The organism is Amycolatopsis albidoflavus (genome assembly GCF_039525725.1).
Taxonomy (GTDB): domain Bacteria; phylum Actinomycetota; class Actinomycetes; order Mycobacteriales; family Pseudonocardiaceae; genus Amycolatopsis; species Amycolatopsis albidoflava.
Genome location: NZ_BAAAHV010000026.1, coordinates 151,233 through 167,343, shown reverse-complemented (window position 1 = coordinate 167,343; position 16,111 = coordinate 151,233). Strand labels below are relative to the sequence as shown.

The following is a 16,111-nucleotide window of genomic DNA, read 5'->3' as shown; positions in this document are numbered from 1 at the left end:
CAATCCGGCGGGTGGAAGATCCACAGAGGACGGTCGGGTCGCGTACGGTCAGCGATCGGTTTCGGGCTGCGACGGGTGGGGTGGTTCGGTCAGTCGGTTCCGCGGCGCGTCCTCGCATTTAGGGTGCGCCTGTCCACGACCTGGGCCGTGCGAGCGGGGTCGCGGTCCGAGTTCGCCGGACAGGATCCGGCGAACTCGGGGACGTCGACGAAATCGGGCTCCCGGCCGGTACTCGAAGACAGCGGTTGTGCGGCGATGCCCGCCAACGCACCACCTGGGGCACATTTGCGCGACCCCGGCCCGTCCGCCAGTGCGCGTCAAGAAGCGACCGCCCCGAATCAGCCCGGTGCCAGGTCGGGTTCCGGATGCGGAGGGCTCCGGTAGATCCTGATCGTCAGCAACGTCGTCACCACGCACCCGAGCCCCATGAAAGCCAGCATCGTCCGGGTGCCCGCGAGTTCCGCGATCGGGCCCAGCATCGCCGTGCCGACCGGGATCATCGCGCGGTCCGTGCTCGCGATGCCCATGATCCGGCCGAGGAGGTTGCCGGGGGCGGTCGCTTGCAGGGCTGCCCGGTTGGCCGTGCGGTAGCACTGTCCGACCAGGCCGACCACGACCATCGTCGCGCCGGCGCCTACCGCTGCTGGTTTTCCGGTGAGGCCGCTTGGCACCAGGAGGACCAGCAGGGCGAAGCCGAGGAGCACGGCGCCGATCGCGGCCAGTCGCGCGGGGTTGGCCGGCGGACGGCGGGACATCGTGGTCGACGCGGCCAACGCGCCCGCCGCGCCGCAGGTCAGCAGCAGGGCCGCGGTGCTTCCGTCGCCGTCGAAGAGATCTTTCGACAGGAGCGGCATCATTGCGGTGTAAGGGAAAGCGAACAGCATCGGTCCCATCGCCAGGGCGATCTGACGGCGCATCGCCGGGTTTTGCCGGAGCAGGTGCCAGACCGAGTCCGCGGGCTGGTCCGGGGCGGACGGCGCCGGAGCGGACTCGGGCAGGACAGTCAGGCAGCACAGGGCGACTAGCGTGCAGAAAGCGTTGAACCAGAACGCAGTCGGGACCGAGCTGACCGCGAGGACTAATGCGCCGGCCGCGGGGCCGAGGATCATCGCCGCGTTGAGACAGGCCGAGTGCATCGCGATCACGGCGGTGAGCGGTCGCTCGCCGCGCAGCAACGGCAGGAGCGTCTGTCTCAGCACGGGTTCGGCGCTGCCCGCTGAGGCTCGCGCGAACACCATCGCGCACACGAGCCACAGCGGGCCGCCAGCGGTGACGACCCAGGCCAGGCACAGGGTCGAGGCGAAGAGCGCCACGCGCAGGGCCGCGAGAAGCCGGCGTTGGTCGTAGCGGTCGGCGAGCCACCCGGCCGGCGCGGTGAACAGCAGGATGGGCGCGAGCCGCACCACGTTCACCGTCGCCAGCGCGGTTGCCGAACCGGTCTGCTCGACCACGTACCAGTTGAGGGCGACCAGATCCGCGGTGTCGCCGATCCGGGAGGACAGCGTCCCGGCCAGGAACAGGCGCAGCGGCAGCCGTCCGGCGGTCATCGCACAGGGTCGCCCGCGCCGTGCAGAGGATTGGCCTGTGGCAGGTAGATGTCGTGGTCGGCGGCCAGCAACCGCATGAGCCCGAACGCTTTCTGCGGGAGATGGGACGTCCGGAGGAACGCCACGTCCGCGGCCGCCCTCGCGAGCAGGTTTTCCGGCAGCCCGGCCAGCAGGTCGGTCATCGTGGTGCGGACCGTCGCCCAGAGCTGCTCGCCGGGGAGGTCCCAGCTCGCCGCGAACATCGTCACCACCTGCGCGATGTTGGCCTGCAGCAGCGCGTACGACACCTTTCTGCGGACGTGGTCGATGTCTTCGGTGAAGGTGATCGAATCGGGGTGCGGCGTGAAATCGACGCCCGCCTCGCGCATCCGGCCGGGATTGACGCGGATCCCGCCGAAGTCGCGGACGAGAACCCGCACCGGGAGTCCGTCGCGAACCACCAGCAGCGTGTTCTGCAGATGGGCTTCCAGGCCGATGCCGTACCGCCACAGCAGCGGCAGCCCAGCGGCCAGCATCAGTTCCACGTACCGCGCGAAGAACTCGTGCGGACGGTCTTGGACCAGTTCCGCCAGAACGGTTCCGCCCGAATGCGAGGCTCCGCGCAGAGCGCAGGCGGACAGGACGATCTCGCCCGGCATCGCGTAATCGGCGGGATCGGCCCGGAGCAGCGCGGAAAGGCCGCGTTCTCGCTCGGGTGCGGCGTCGCCCGCCGGTGGGGCGAAAGCGATGCCGGCCAGCTCCGGTACGCAGACGACCCTGCCGCGCGTGGCGGGGTCGTCGGCCAGAAGGCGTTGCAGGAGGCAGCTCATCCGCGGGCCGTTGTCGGTGGTGGCGGGCGAGATGGTGCGCCGCCGCGAGGTGAGCTGGACGTCGAGCGAGGTCTTGACCGTCAGCCGTCGTCCGTGCCTGCCCGCAGCGGCGGTGACGAGGGTGCGGATCGAGACGGTCGGGCGGCAAGCCAGTTGTGCTTCGGGGAGCGGGACGATGCTGCCCGCCGCCAGTTCCTCGTGGTATTCGGCGGCCAGCCGGCTCCGCAGCTGCCACGGATGCACGGGGATCAGCTCGTACTCGGCGGGAGCGTGCCCGCGGGCGGCGAGCCCGTCGATGGCGCGCGCGGCTATCGCCGGAAAGTGATCGGCGACGATCGTTCCCACCGACGCACCCGACGGATCAGGTGTCGAGAGCACGGAATCCTTGCGCACCGCGACGAAGGAAAGGCTTACCGTGTCCGCGCTTTCCGGGCAGTACGCGAGAGAATCCGCCGGCGTGAAGCCCCGGCGAACCCTCGGGCAGAGGTGGATCGTATGCCCTTCCGCGGCGGCCGCGTCCAGGTCGAGAGTGAGGTCGGAAGCGGCGCGCTGCTCGGCCAGCCGGTGGATGGGCAGGCCGCGCCGGACGCAGGCGCGGGACAGGGCGAGATTGCGCGCGGAGTCGACGAGGTCGTCGCGGAGCGCGCCCCAATCCATCTCTTCGCCGGACGAGGCGACGGCGTCGACGAGCTGTTCGGGACGGCCGAGCGCGCGGACTTCGACGCCGTCGCTCACCACGACGGGGCTCACCACTTCGTTGGCCCCGAACCCGTTCTCCAGCTCGCACACCGCGGCCAGCCGTCGCCCCGACGCCAGGGTCACGCAGATCAGCCGGCCGGTGCGCGGCCCCAGCAGCGCGAGAACGCTCGGGGACACCGGCGGCGTTCCGGCGAAGGGCAGCACGAGTTCGGTGATCCGCTTGGCGGACAACGATCTCCGCTCGCGCAGCAGCGCGCCGCAGGCTCCGTTGAGGGTGCTCAGCCTGGCCCCGGCGAGCTCGTCCAGCCAGGGCCGCACGAGTTCCGGCCTGCGCTCCCGGAGGCAGGCCAGCATCTCCCGCTCCGCCTCGTTGAGGTCCGGCGGTTCCGGTTCCGCGGCCGGTGCGGCGAGCGGATTCGGCCCTTCGACGTACTGCTGGTCGGTGACGAGGTTCTTCAAGCGCATCGTCAGCAGGGCTTTGTGCTGCCACGGCCCGCTCAGCAGCGCCTCGGCGTCCGCTCGGGCGTCCTCGGCCTCTTCGGGGCAGCAGGCGGACATGGCGAGCCGGTGGAACGTGCGCCGCACGCACTCCCCCACGACCGGCCACAGGAGGTCCTCCGAGCACCCGGCCGCGTTCGCGATCCCGGCGACGACTTCTCCGAGGTGATGACCGAAAAGCGGGTAGTACAGCTTGGCGCGCAGCGCCGCGGCGTCCCCGGCGAGCAGGGGCGAACCGGGAAGGAACTCGCCGGTCATCGCCCGCCGGGCCAGCCGGGATTCCAGCAGCCGCGCGGCACCGAGATCCCTGGCCAGAACGCGGTGCGGCCACCGGTCTTTCAGCACGAGAACGGTGTTCTGCGGATGGGGTTCGAGCGCGATGCCGTAGCGGACGAGGAGCGTCAGCACCGGCGGGACGCAGCATTCGACATGCGCGGCCAGCCACTGCTGCCCCACCTCGCCAAGCGGGGCACCGGTGACCGCCGCGGTCTCGGCGATCAGGTCGTGCAGCAGGCTCGCTCCGGTCAACGGCGATTTCGCGAACAGCGACGCGATCGGCATCGACAGTTCGCCCGGGCCGAGCAGGTTTTCGCTGTCTTCACGCAGAACGGCGGCCAGCGAACGACGCCGCGCCTGGGCGGCAGCGGGATCGGGCCCGTCCGGCGGCACGTACGCGACGCTGGCCAGCTCTCGCAGCACCGCGAACCGGGGCCGCCCGTCCGGCGTGGCGAGCGACAGGTCCAGGTCTCCGGCGACGATGTGCTCGAGCAGCGCGGACAGGCGCGGGCCGTTGTGCACCGCGGCCGGCGAGACCCCGCGGACGGCACTGGTGAGCTGCACTTCCAGCGCGGTTTTGACGTGCAGCCCGGCGCTGGCCGCGGTCTCGCGCGCGGACAGGGTCCGGACCGAGATCAGCGGCCTCGCCGGGATCCGGGTCCGCAGCGGCACCACCGTGCCGTCGGCGAGCGCGTCGGCGTGCAGCGCGGGCAGGGCGTGGAAACGCTGGTGCGGATGAACCGGAATCAGCACGCGCTGCTCCGGAATCAGCCCGGCCGCGCGCATCTCGACCGCCGCCGCGGCGACAGTTCGCGGAAAGGCTTCGCTCAGCAGAGCTTGCGAAGCATCGAGGTCATTCGCTCCGGTAGCCGCGGCGCGGGAAACCGAAACCAGCGGCAGGCCGAACTCCGGGCCGAATTCCGGGGAATACCGCACGGCGTCCGCCGCCGACATTCCGACTTTCATTTTCGCGACCGGATGCAACGGATGTCCTTCGGTGACCATTCGCTCGAACGAAACCAGCAGCGACCCGGATTCGCCCGACTCGCGGAGCGCGTCGACAAGCGCCGTGAACGGCCGGGTTCCGCGCTCCTTGTCGGAATCATCCCGATCGCACAGCCCGGCCGCGAAGACTCTCGCGCCGGCCAGGGACAGCGCATGACCGGTGACGCTGTCGGCGAGTTCGGCGCGGAGCCGATCCCAAGCGTCGCAATCACCGGAGCACAGCTGCTCTTTCAGAAGGAAGTCCAGGATTCGCAACGGGTCGGCGACCTCGCGGCCGCCGAGGGACACTGGACCGGCGAGGACCAGCCTGCCGGTCTTCGTCGCCTGGCTCAGCACCAGGCGCAGGCCGCGTTCGCGGGCCAGCCCTATTTTCAGCAAACCCTCGCGCACCAATGCGGAGAGCAGCCGGGAAACAGTTGTCTCCCGCGCCTCCGGAAGGCATTGGACATAGGTTTCGGCAATGCCCGGCGGCGCGACGTTTCCGGATTCTTCGAGGCGGACGAGGACGGCGCGTTCCTCGGGAGAAAGAATGTCTCCCGACGGAGCAATGAAAGCATTTTCACTAGCCTGGGCGGGGGATGGCATGGTGCACTATGGTGGCGCTGCCACGGTTAACCAGACAGGAACGTACAGGTTAACAACAGATGAACACACCTATCACGGCCCAATAAACTCGGACATTCGCGCACTCATTCGCGGCCATTGCGTCGCAGGTTGAGAACTCAACTGGAGCACTGTCGCATACTTTGCCGCACCAATTAATCCGGCATCACCGAATGCGGCCGATCCGCCGGTCGATCTCGCGGGTGACGGCCAGGGTTCCGCGCTCGGCGTTGGACAGCACCGCCACGTCCAGGTATTCGGCAGGGTAATGCCGCGCGATCCCGCCGACGCCGGCGTTGCCGCCGTCCTTGTAGTAATTCCGCACAGAACCGTTGCGCCCCAACGTAAATTCCAGCCCGAAGCCGTACCACACATCGCCGTCCTCGGCGCGGTGGTGCAGCACCTGCGGGGCGAGGAACTGCTCGGTCCGCTCGGCCGACAGGAGCTCGCCGCCGCGGACGGCGCGCAGGAACCGCACCAGATCGGCCGCCGTCGAATGCGCGCCGCCGTCGGGCGAGCCGATCGGCGGGTAGCTGAAGATGTTCTGCTTCCAGCCCGTGATCCGGCCTTCGGAATCGGTGACCGGATCCCAGCCCTCGGCGACGTCCGGCACCGCTTCCCGGCGGTCGTAGAAGTCCGACGCGGTCATGCCCGCCCGCGCGAAAACCGCGCTCCGGATGTGGTCCCGGTAGGCGGCTTCGGTGATTTTCTCGGGTCGCAAGGCCGACGAGGACGTACCCGGCGTTGCAGTACCGGCAGCCCTCCCCTGGCGCGAAATTCGGCGGCTTGTGGGCGAAATTCGGCAAGTGGTCACGTGTCCGCGTCACCGAGTAAACCGGCTGGTCGACCCACAACGCCTCGTAGCTCTCGCCCGCTTCCTCGTCGGCGTCGTCAGCGATCCCGGAGGTGTGCGTGAGCAGTTGGCGCACGGTCACGCGCGGCGAAATCGTCGTTCCGGTCAGGTCGGCGACCCCGGTGATCGGCGTGTCCAGATCCAGCCGGCCTTGGTCCACCAGGTGCAAAGCGGCCACCGCCGTGAAGAGCTTGGTGATGGACGCCGTGTCGAACCGGAGGTCGAGCCGGTTCGGCACGGCCCATCGACGGCTCGCCCGCCCATACGAGCCTGAGAACATCACCTGCTCTCCGCGACGGATCAGCACGACCCCGGAAAACTGGTCGGCGGCGGCTCGGGCACTCAACCAGGCATCCAGGCCGGTGAAAGGCATCCTCCGAAGGTAACTCACCCCACCGTGACCACCCGGGCCCAATCGGGCGGCGTGTCCGGCCGGTAGTCCGGCGAGTGTTCCCACGACCGGCCGACCCGGGGGAACAGGCCCACCACCGTCCGGCAGGGCGGTCTCGAATCGGGCCAAGGGGTTTGGCCGTCGGTCAGGGCCACGATCGCGTCCGGGCGAGGGCTTCCGCGCAGTGCGGCGGCGAAACCGGTGCGCAAATCCGTACCGCCGCCGCCCAGCAACGGGATTCCTTCGGCGCTGCACACCTGTTGTGTGACATACGCCGCGGCGTCGCACGACAGCACCGAGACGAGATCTCTCCGGCCGCCGACGGCGCGCACGATCGCAGCGATTTCGAGGAGTGCGCTGCCCAGTTCGGTGTCGCTTACCGAGCCGGAGGTGTCGACGATGACGCTGACCTGCGGCGGACGGCGGCGCAGGCTCGGCAGGACGACGCCGGGCAGGCTGGCCGACCGGCGCGAAGGACGGCCGTACGTGTAGTCGTCGCCCGCGCCGGAGATCGCGGACCGCAGCGCCGCGCCCAGCAGTTCCCGCCACGGCTGCGGCGGGTGGAACGCTTCCTGCGCCCAGCGTTTCCACCCCGCCGGAACGTCGCCCGGGTTGCCGTTGATGCCTTGCGCGACCCGGAACCTGACGGCGTCCCGTGCCTGCTCGCTGAGCCCGTGCGCGCCGTCGGGGCCCAGATCCCATTCCCGTTCCAGGCCGTCGGCGCCGCTGCCGCAGTCGAGCCACGCGAATTCGGCGGTGTACGGCCCGAGCCGGAACTGGGCCAGGTATTCCTCCATCAGCTCGCCTTCGCGCAGCCTCAGCAGTTGCGGATCGACGGCGCCCTCTGGCCGGTCCAGGCCGTCGCCGAAGACGTCGTCGTTGATTTCGCAGTCTGCCGCGATGTTCATCCGCAATCGCTCCGCCGGCCCGGTCAGCTCGTGTTTCGCGGCGAACCGGTCGCCGCGGCCGTGGTGGTCGCGCAGCAGATGGGAGACCTCGTGCACCCAGACTCCGGCCAGTTCCTCCAACGGCGTGCGGTCCACGAACCTCGGCGAAACGTAGCAGCGCCAGTGGCGGTCGACAGCCATCGTCGGCACCCGCCGCGACTCCACCACGTGCAAGGCGAACAGCGCCGTCGCCAGATACGGCCGGTGCCGGACGGCGTGAAGCCTTGCGGCGTAGAGCTTCTCCTCGTCCATCAGGCCTCACCTGCCCGGTCTGCCCGCCGCGACAAGGCCACTGCCCCGGACAGCCGTTCGATCGCCGCCGGCACCTGCCAGTCTTCGCGGCGCAGCGAGGCGAGCGTCGCCGCGGGCACGACGACCAGGTCCGGCGCGCCGGTTTCCAAGGCCAGCACCAGCAACGCCCACGCCGCGTCCCAGCGGGCCTGTTCCGGCCGTTTCCGCACCGCCTCCACGACCCCGTCGAGCACGGTCTGGCGCAGGTCGCCGCGTTCGGGCAGCACCGCCGCCTCCGGGTCCGCGAGCAGGGTTTCGGGGTCGGGCAGGTCCATCCGGTCCAGGCTGGCCAGCAGCTCCAGACCCGGGCCGTCGCCGACCGTGCCGCGCACCAGCATGGACAGCACTTCCCGGGAAGCGCCCGCCGCGGTGGCGAAAGCGACCAGCCGCAGGGTCATTTCCCAGCTGCGCGGCGAGGGCCAAGGACCGCCGCGCCGGGCTTCGCTCTTCGGCAGTTGATGCACGAGTCCGGGCCGAGTGGTCAGGAGTCCGCAGACCGCGCGGCGGGCGAACGTCACGGCGTCGGGCAGCTGCCTCGGGTCCAGCCGGGGCAGCGCCGCTTGGGGCCAGGTTCCGCCGAGTCCGCGCACCACGACGTCGTGGTCGTAGGTCCATTGCAGGTGCACGAACCGGTTGGCCAGCGGCGGGCTCAGTTCCCAGCCGTCGGCGGCGGAGGAACGCGGGTTGGCGGCGGCCACGATCCGCACCCCGGGCGGAAGCCGCAGCGCGCCGACCCGCCGTTCGAGCACGACGCGCAACAGCGCGGCCTGGACGGCGGGCGGCGCGGTGGAAAGCTCGTCCAGGAACAGCAGTCCGCGCCCGGCCCGAACCAGGCGCACGGCCCAGTCCGGCGGGGCCATCGGCACGCCCTGCTCGGCGGGATCGTCGCCGACCACCGGCAGGCCGGAGAAGTCGGACGGCTCGTGCACGCTGGCGATCACCGTGGTCAGCGGCAGTTCGAGCGCCTCGGCGAGCTGATTGAGCGCGGCGGTCTTGCCGATGCCCGGCTCGCCCCACAGCAGCACCGGCAGATCGGCGGACACGGCCAGCGTCAGTGCTTCCAGCTGGCTGTCCGGGCGAGGTTCGGTGCTCGTGTCGTCGAGCAGGGAAAGGAGATCGGCGGCGATGTCCAGGGGACGTCGGTTTTCCATGGCAGTAAACAGGTTTCATCACCTTTGGGGTCGAATCAGGGCCGCGGTCCGGCCGAGAGAATCAGAGAGAAGTCGCGTGGCGGGGGTGGCCGCGGTGGCTTGTGTCCTGGGCGGACTGGCGCGGCGGTCCGTATCCGGCCAGTCCGGCGCGGTAGAGGCCGTGGACGAGTTGGCGTTCTACTGCCGTTTCCAGTTCATCGCGCAGTGCGCCGCTGCGCAGGAGTACATCCGGGCCGAGCAGTCCTTCGACGGTCGCGAGGGCTCCGGCGGCGTCGCCATGGTCCAGCCGGGCGCGGACGTCCACGAGGTTTTCCGGAGACCGGTGCGCCTCGTCGATCGCCCGCAGGCACGGCAGTTCCGTGCCGCCCAGCGCGCCCAGGAGCTCCTCGCGACGGATCTCCTCGGGGTCGTGGTCCAGCGGAACGAGCACGCCGTTCACCACGCCGATCCGATGCGTGGCGCCGCGGCATTCGACAAGGCGGGAATTCCCTGTCGCGGCGGGCTTCCGTGCCGCGCCGGGTCGATGGCCGGGCCGAAGTGCCGCTGCGACAAGCGGATGCAACTGGTCGACGTTGAGGATCCCGGCGTGGAGCAGCTCCAGGTCGGGCAGGACCCAGGTCGCGGCGTCGGGCAGGACCGGTGCTGCGCGGGTCCGGTCTCCCCCGCCGAGGTCCAGCAGCAGCCGATGCCGGGAGGTGAGCCGTACCGCGACGACGCCGCCCGTGTGTCCCTCCGCGCGCAGCAGCAACGCCGCCTCGGCCATCCACCGGTCCACGGCGCAGGGACCCACGCCGTCCGGGAGCTGGATGGCGTTCTCGTCCGGCGGCCAGCGCCCCGACCGTTCGCGCAGCTCGCCTGCCCTGCTGGCGTCCCACAAATGCCGGTGCAGGTCGAGGCGATAGCGCCGGTCGGGATGCGGATGCGGATGGAGACCGGCAGCGCGCCCGGACCGCGACCACAGCGCGAGGCTGATCCGCTGCCCGGCGTCCGCCCAGGCAGGCGGCGTGCGCGCGACGAGGTGAAACTCGCCAGCTTCCGCCCGGTACCGGGCCAGGGGCACCGTGAGCCCGGGCCGGAGCAGGCCGTCCGGAGCGATTCGCGGGAAATGCCAGCGAAGCAGGTCAGGGGCGAGATGCCGCAGATCGGCGCGGACCTGTGCCGCCAGCCAGCCGCCGTGGGCGCGGCGGAGGGAGCGGACGCACAGATCCACGTCGACGCGCGCCGCGGCACAGGCCCCGGCCCAGTCGCCCGCCGCGCGGCGGGCAGTCGCTGACTCGATCATCGACGGCGGCACGGCGAATTCGCGCACGCGCGCCCAGAAAAGGAGGCGAAGATTCTCGTTCGCGGGCAAAGGGTGCATCAGCACTCACCTTTGGCGAACGGAACCCCCGATCTGTTCGAGTAGGTACTCATCGTGATCAGCGTAGCAGGATCGGCGCGGGGCCCGCCGGGACATGTCATATTCTGACACCCGGGACCGGCACGGCGGATGTTCCGCAGAGTGGTCAGCGGGCGTCACGAAGCGCGTCCGCGCGGCTACGGTCCAGGCACGCGACAGGGAGGGAGTCCTGGTGACGGAACCGAAACGGCAGACCCTCACCGAACGCCGGGCCGAGGAGCTGCGCATGAGCATCGCGCTCACGGCGCGGGACCTGTTCGTGGCCGAGGGCGACACGTCGGTCACCGTCGAGCGGATCTGCGAGATCGTCGGGATCAACCCGCGGACGTTCCACCGGCACTTCCCGGTGAAGGAGGACGTCCTGATGCCGCTGCTGCGCCGCAGCGAGCGCGTGATCGTGCAGGGCCTGGAGGACGCGCCGGACGACGCGGACCCGATCGAGGTGCTGACGACCGCGCTCACCACGGAGCTGAACCGGCGGCAGGTGCCCGAGTACGACCACCAGATCATGACCCTGATCGTCAACACGCCGCAGTACCGGCTGCGGTTCGTGGAGTGGTGCGAGGGACTGAGCCAGGCGGTCACCCGGTTTCTGGAGCGGTATTACGAGCTTGACCCGGACCCGTTCCTGCGCGAACTCCCGGCGCTGCTGGTGATCCAGACGATGCGGCATTCCCTGACGCGGTGGGTGCAGAGCGGGGGGTCGGATGACTTCAGCGATATCGAGCGGTGGGATTCGCGGGGGCTGCGGCTGGCGTTGAGCGGGTTGACCCGGCTCGCGAAGTAAGTCCTATGTGGACCGGACGGGAGTCGTCGAGTGACGAGTCCCGCCCGGTCGCAGCGGGGTTACGAAGACGCGCCAGCGGCGTGCATCGCGGCGATGTAGCCGTACACCACGCCCTGCCCGATCGTCGCGCCCGCGCCCGGGTACGAGGTGCCGAAGGCGTTCGCCGCGGTGTTTCCGATCGCGTAGAGACCGTCGACCACGTCGCCGTCCTCGCGCAGGACCCGGGCGTGTTCGTCGGCGACCAGTCCCCCGCAAGTGCCGAGGTCGCTCAGGACCACCTTGACCGCGTAGTACGGCGCGCGGCGCAGCGGGGCCAGGTTCGGGTTGGGGCCGATGGTGGGGTCGCCGTAGTAGCGGTCGTACGCACTGTCGCCTCGGCCGAAGTCGGGGTCGGCTCCGGCGGTGGCCTGCGCGTTGAACTGCTGGAACGTCTTCTCGAACGCAGTCGCCGGAACTCCCATCGCGGCCGCGAGCGTGCCGAGGTCCTCCGACTTGTGCGCGATTCCGGCGCGGTACCACGATTCCGGGAGCGGCTGTCGCGGGAAGCAGCGCCCGGCCATGATGTAGCTGTCCCGGTAGCGCTGGTCGAACACCAGCCACATCTCCTCGACCGGCGTGCCCGCCCGTTCGCGGGCCAGGATTTCCTGTCCGAACGACATGTAGTCGATCGCCTCGTTGATGAACCGCTTCCCGTTCTGGTCGACGATGAACGAACCCGGCAGCGAACGTTCGGCCAGCATCACGGCCGGAGCGCCGCCGGGCACCGGGGCGAAAGCCGGGAACCACCAGGCCTGGTCCATCAGCGCGGTGCCTGCGCCCAGTTCTTGGCCGGCGAGGATGGCGTCGCCGGTGTTGCCTTCCGAGCCCAGGCTGGCGTGTTCGCCGAGCCGTGGTGACTGGAACTTGTGCCGTGCCTCGACGTCGTGGTCGAAGCCGCCTGCGGCCAGGACCACGCCGCGGCGGGCTTGGACGGTGACTTCCTTGTCTCCTTGCCGCAGAACGGCGCCGGTGACACGGTCGTTGTCTTGGAGCAGGCGGATCAGGCTGGTCTCTGTCCACACGGGAATGCCTGCGCGGAGGACGCCGGCGAACATTCCGGCGGCAAGGGCTTGGCCGCCAGCTAGGTAGTCGCGGCCGATTAGCATGCCGCCGATGCCTAGTGCTGCTCGCGCGAGGATCCTTGGTAGGGCCTTGAGTGGCTTGCGTGCTAGCAGGTTCATCCATTTGTAGTCTGCGCCGGTGACTGGCATTGGGACCGGGGCCTCCATTACGCCGGGGCGCAGACGGGGGCGTTCAGGGCCTAGGACGGAAGCGTTGAACGGGCGGCATTCGCAGGTTCGGCCTTCTGGGCGGCCGCCTGGTTTTTCTGGGTGGTAGTCGGAATAGCCTTTTGCCCAGAAGAATCGCATTGGCGTGGTGCGGCGGAGCATGTCTACGGCTGCGGCGCCGTGTTTTAGGTAGGCGGTTCCTCGTTCGGGTGGGGCTGAGGTGCCTACTACTGCGTTTAGGTAGGTGGATGCGTCGGCGGTGGCGCGGGGGCCGGTTTCGGGTAGGGCGGCGTTTCCTGGGATCCAGAAGGCGCCGCCGGAGCGGGCTGTTGAGCCGCCGATGTAGGGGGTTTTTTCGATGATCAGGGTGGAGAGGCCTCGTTCGTGGGCGGAGAGGGCGGCGGCCATTCCCGTTCCTGAGCCGATGATTAGGAGGTCGACTGTGGTGTTTTTGGCTGGTGTTACGGCGGGGACTTTGTTTTTCACGTTACTCCTGTGTTTTTGGCGCCGACTTCGTCGTCGCGTGCGGGATCGCTTTTAAGCCGACGTTTGGGGGCTGCCCGGCGTGAGGGGCCTTCGGCCTGTCACGCCGGGCAGCCCCCAAACGTCGGCGCGATCCCGCGTGGTGGTCAAGTTCGGGGGAAGCGGCTGCGTGGGGTCAGCGGCGTAGGAAGGCTTGGACGGTGGCTTCCCAGGCTGACTTTTGTTCGATCATGACCCAGTGGCCGCAGTTCGGGAAGATGTGTAGTTCCCCTTCGGGGAGGGTGCGCATGGGGAGTAGGGCCATGTCTACTGGGCTGACTCGGTCGTCGCGGCCCCAGGTGATGAGGGTTGGGGTGGTTAGGTGGCGTAGCTTTGCCCAGGACGGCGTTTCTGCGTTGCGGGTGGCGGTCGCCATTGCGGTCAGGGCTGCGGTGCCGTACATGCGGCGGGAGTTTTCCAGGGTGGCGGGATCTGTTGCTTGGGTCCAGCGTTCCTCGATCAGCTGCTCGGTGACCATGGATTGGTCGTAGACCATCGAGCGCAGCCAGGCGATTAGCGCGTCGCGGGTTGGGTTTTCTACGAACTCGCTCAGGCGGACGATGCCTTCTCCTGGTTGCGAGCTGAAGATCGGGGTTCCGATGCCGCCGATCGTGACCAAGCGCTCGACTCGTTCGGGGGACGAGAGGGCGAAGTCCGTTGCGACGAAGCCGCCCATTGAATTGCCGATCATGCGCACGCGGTCCAGGGAGAGACCGTCCAGCAGCGCGCGGACGGCGGTGCCGGCGGACTGCATCGGATGGGCGGCGCCGAAATCGTCGCTGACGCCGAAGCCTGGGAACTCCAGCACGATGGTGCGGTAGTGCGGGGCGAAGGTCGGCAGGTTGGCGCCGAAGTTGCGCCAGCCTGTCACGCCGGGGCCGGAACCGTGCAGCAGCACCAGCGGCGGGCCGTCGCCGGCTTCGCGGTAGCGCAGGACGCCGTGGTCGGTGGGGAGTTCGCGGAGTTCGGGAGCGGATTCGGCGGTCATGGCTCGACTTTGCCAGCGGGATCGGAGCCGGTCGGACCGCTTTCCCGATCAGCGGACGCTCTCAGGCGGGCACGGTGAGGCGTCCGTAGCGGCCGCGGAAGAAGACCAGAGGTTCTTGGTCCGACGAGTGCAGGTGCCGCACCCGGGAGACCACGATCGTGTGGTCACCCGCCGCGTGCTCGGTGTCGAGTTCCGCTTCGATCCACGCCAGGGAATCGGCGACCACCGGCGCGCCCGAAGGCGACGGAGTCCAATCGATTCCGGCGAACTTGTCGACACCGCGGGCAGCAAGGCTTCGGCACACTGCTTCCTGGGATTCGGACAGGATGCTGATCGCGTAGCAGCCCGCGGCGCGCACTCGCGGCCACGACGTGCTGGTCGCGGCCACGCAGAACGCGACCAGCGGCGGGTCGAGCGACACCGAGGTGAACGAGTTCGCCGCCAGGCCGACCGGTGAGCCGGTGTCCGGGTCGATTCCGGTGATCGCCACGACGCCGGTCGCGAAATGGCCCAGTACGGTCCGCATCCGCGTCGGGTCCGATGTGGACGGTTTGGTCATTCGACTTCCCCTTTCGCGGCGGCGAGTCCGGCCCGGCGTCCGTAGAAGCTGCCGTCTCCCAGCGAAGCGCCGCTGACATAGCCGCCGGTGCAGATGCCCGCTGTACAGCGGCCGGCTGCGAACAGGCCCGGGATCGCCTCCCCGGATACGTGCAGCACCCGTGCGTCCAGGTCGGTTCGCAAGCCGCCCAGCGGGAATCCGGCGGTGGCGCCCCGCAGGTCGAAGGCGGCGACCGCGCCGGTGAGCGGGCGCAGCCACTCCGGTTTCTTGCCGAACAGCGGGTCCCGGCCTTGCGCGGCATAGGTGTTGTAGACCTCGACCGTCGTTTGCAGCGCCAGTTCCGGCAGACCCATGTCGGCCTCCAGTTCGGCGACGGTCTCGGCGGCCCACGTCGGCGGCGTGCGGAAGATCGGCGTGGCGGTCTCGGTCGCGAGGGCTTCCTCGTGCGCCTGTTCGTCGATCACCAGAAAGGCCTGGTTGTCCTGATGGAACAGCGTCGCCTGGCCGATCCGGCCGGGGTAGGTGTCTTCGGTGACGTAGCGCTGGCCCTGGCCGTTGACGAGAATGCCGCGCGCCATCATCTGCGGATCGCCGAAGAACGCGACTTCAGTGGCGTCCAGGTGCGCGGTCGCCGCGCCCAACGCGGTCGCGGCCAGGATGCCGACGCCGTCGTGTTCCTCGATCGCGGCACCCGGACGCCCGATCAGCCGCGGCGCGTGGTCGGCGACCATCTGCTCGGAGTAGGCGAAGCCGCCGGTCGCCAGGACGACGCCAAGCTCGGCCCGAACGGCGATCTCTCGGCCGTAACGCCGCGCGAGCACACCGACGACTCGCTCGCCGTCCACGATGAGACGGCTCAGGCGGACGTCGTAGGACACGCGCACGCCGAGCGCTTCGGCAGTCTCCGCGAGCGGCTTCATCAGCATGTACCCGCCGCCTCGCTCCCCCGTGCGCTTGTCGCGCATCTGCGGCACGTGTCCGCGCGGAGCGGGGCTGGCGACGGCGTTGAAGGGTGCCGCGTTTTCGCCGCCGGAATAGGCCAGGCCTTCGTCGTGCGGCGGTTCCCAACCCGGCTCGTCCCAGAGCGCTTCGCGGAAGGGCACGCCGTTGCCGACCAGCCAGTCGTAGTGCTCCAGGCTGCCGCGGCAGTAGTCGGCGATCTTGGCCGCATCGGCGCCCGGGCCGACGGCCGCGAGCAGGAACTTCTCCATGTTCTCCACCGAGTCCTCGAACCCGAGGGCGCGCTGGAGCGGAGTGCCGCCGCCGAGGTACACGAAGCCACCGGCCAGCGCCGCCGCGCCGCCCCAGCCGCTCGTGCGTTCCAGGATCAGCACCTGCGCGCCGGACCTCGCCGCCTCGATCGCGGCGGACACGCCGGCGATGCCGTACCCGGCGATCACCACGTCCGCGGTCTCGTGCCATTCGGTGATCGAGGCGGCCGGGACGGGACGCAGCTTGCCTGCCGTCATACGTCAGTCCTTTCTCGTTGCGGGGAGCGGCGTGCCGTGAGGGGAACCC

11 protein-coding genes and 1 pseudogene are annotated in these 16,111 nt (G+C 69.7%); 1 reads left to right on the top strand and 11 read right to left on the bottom strand.

Going from position 1 to position 16,111, the window contains the following annotated elements; genetic code table 11:
- Positions 1-338: 338 nt before the first annotated feature.
- The 7 genes and pseudogenes from ABD156_RS40910 to ABD156_RS40880 form a co-directional block, all read right to left on the bottom strand.
- Positions 339-1,547, bottom strand: a complete 1,209-nt coding sequence (locus tag ABD156_RS40910; protein ID WP_344286419.1) for an MFS transporter — start codon at positions 1,545-1,547, stop codon at positions 339-341.
- On the bottom strand, positions 1,544-5,419 hold the full coding sequence (locus ABD156_RS40905; RefSeq protein WP_344286418.1) for an IucA/IucC family protein: 3,876 nt from the start codon (positions 5,417-5,419) through the stop codon (positions 1,544-1,546). Before ABD156_RS40905 ends, ABD156_RS40910 begins: the two co-directional genes overlap by 4 nt.
- 184 nt (positions 5,420-5,603) lie before the next feature.
- The gene (locus tag ABD156_RS40900) at positions 5,604-6,158 is read right to left on the bottom strand and encodes a serine hydrolase domain-containing protein (protein ID WP_344286417.1); all 555 of its coding nucleotides are present in this window, start codon (positions 6,156-6,158) and stop codon (positions 5,604-5,606) included.
- Positions 6,159-6,213: 55 nt separating this feature from the next.
- Positions 6,214-6,663: pseudogene (locus ABD156_RS40895) on the bottom strand (serine hydrolase domain-containing protein); the annotation flags it as partial.
- A 14-nt stretch (positions 6,664-6,677) separates the two neighbouring features.
- Positions 6,678-7,880: a vWA domain-containing protein gene (locus tag ABD156_RS40890; protein WP_344286416.1), complete on the bottom strand. Its 1,203-nt coding sequence runs from the start codon at positions 7,878-7,880 to the stop codon at positions 6,678-6,680.
- Positions 7,880-9,070: an AAA family ATPase gene (locus ABD156_RS40885; protein ID WP_344286415.1), complete on the bottom strand. Its 1,191-nt coding sequence runs from the start codon at positions 9,068-9,070 to the stop codon at positions 7,880-7,882. The genes ABD156_RS40890 and ABD156_RS40885 overlap by 1 nt, the downstream gene beginning before the upstream one ends.
- Before the next feature lie 61 nt (positions 9,071-9,131).
- On the bottom strand, positions 9,132-10,430 hold the full coding sequence (locus ABD156_RS40880) for a hypothetical protein (protein WP_344286414.1): 1,299 nt from the start codon (positions 10,428-10,430) through the stop codon (positions 9,132-9,134).
- Positions 10,431-10,641: 211 nt separating this feature from the next.
- On the opposite strand from ABD156_RS40880, the gene ABD156_RS40875 reads away from it, so the two are divergent.
- A complete protein-coding gene (locus ABD156_RS40875; RefSeq protein WP_344286413.1) occupies positions 10,642-11,256 on the top strand; it encodes a TetR/AcrR family transcriptional regulator in 615 nt (204 codons plus the stop codon).
- 59 nt (positions 11,257-11,315) lie between these two features.
- On the opposite strand, the gene ABD156_RS40870 is transcribed toward ABD156_RS40875, so the two are convergent.
- The 4 genes from ABD156_RS40870 to ABD156_RS40855 form a co-directional block, all read right to left on the bottom strand.
- Positions 11,316-13,010: a 3-ketosteroid-delta-1-dehydrogenase gene (locus tag ABD156_RS40870; RefSeq protein WP_344286412.1), complete on the bottom strand. Its 1,695-nt coding sequence runs from the start codon at positions 13,008-13,010 to the stop codon at positions 11,316-11,318.
- A 172-nt stretch (positions 13,011-13,182) separates the two neighbouring features.
- On the bottom strand, positions 13,183-14,034 hold the full coding sequence (locus ABD156_RS40865; RefSeq protein WP_344286411.1) for an alpha/beta fold hydrolase: 852 nt from the start codon (positions 14,032-14,034) through the stop codon (positions 13,183-13,185).
- Between the two features lie 61 nt (positions 14,035-14,095).
- Positions 14,096-14,593, bottom strand: coding sequence for a flavin reductase family protein (locus ABD156_RS40860; protein WP_344286410.1), 498 nt, complete (start codon positions 14,591-14,593; stop codon positions 14,096-14,098).
- Positions 14,590-16,062 carry an FAD-dependent oxidoreductase gene (locus ABD156_RS40855; RefSeq protein WP_344286409.1) on the bottom strand — a complete coding sequence of 491 codons (1,473 nt, stop codon included), beginning with the start codon at positions 16,060-16,062 and terminating at the stop codon, positions 14,590-14,592. The genes ABD156_RS40860 and ABD156_RS40855 overlap by 4 nt, the downstream gene beginning before the upstream one ends.
- Between the last annotated feature and the right edge of the window lie 49 nt (positions 16,063-16,111).

Coding starts and splice junctions, on each gene's coding strand:
- ABD156_RS40905 (WP_344286418.1), bottom strand. CDS start 5,419: ATGCCATCCCCCGCCCAGGCTAGTGAAAATGCTTTCATTGCTCCGTCG.
- ABD156_RS40855 (WP_344286409.1), bottom strand. CDS start 16,062: ATGACGGCAGGCAAGCTGCGTCCCGTCCCGGCCGCCTCGATCACCGAA.
- ABD156_RS40860 (WP_344286410.1), bottom strand. CDS start 14,593: ATGACCAAACCGTCCACATCGGACCCGACGCGGATGCGGACCGTACTG.
- ABD156_RS40885 (WP_344286415.1), bottom strand. CDS start 9,070: ATGGAAAACCGACGTCCCCTGGACATCGCCGCCGATCTCCTTTCCCTG.
- ABD156_RS40910 (WP_344286419.1), bottom strand. CDS start 1,547: ATGACCGCCGGACGGCTGCCGCTGCGCCTGTTCCTGGCCGGGACGCTG.
- ABD156_RS40865 (WP_344286411.1), bottom strand. CDS start 14,034: ATGACCGCCGAATCCGCTCCCGAACTCCGCGAACTCCCCACCGACCAC.
- ABD156_RS40890 (WP_344286416.1), bottom strand. CDS start 7,880: ATGGACGAGGAGAAGCTCTACGCCGCAAGGCTTCACGCCGTCCGGCAC.
- ABD156_RS40880 (WP_344286414.1), bottom strand. CDS start 10,430: ATGCACCCTTTGCCCGCGAACGAGAATCTTCGCCTCCTTTTCTGGGCG.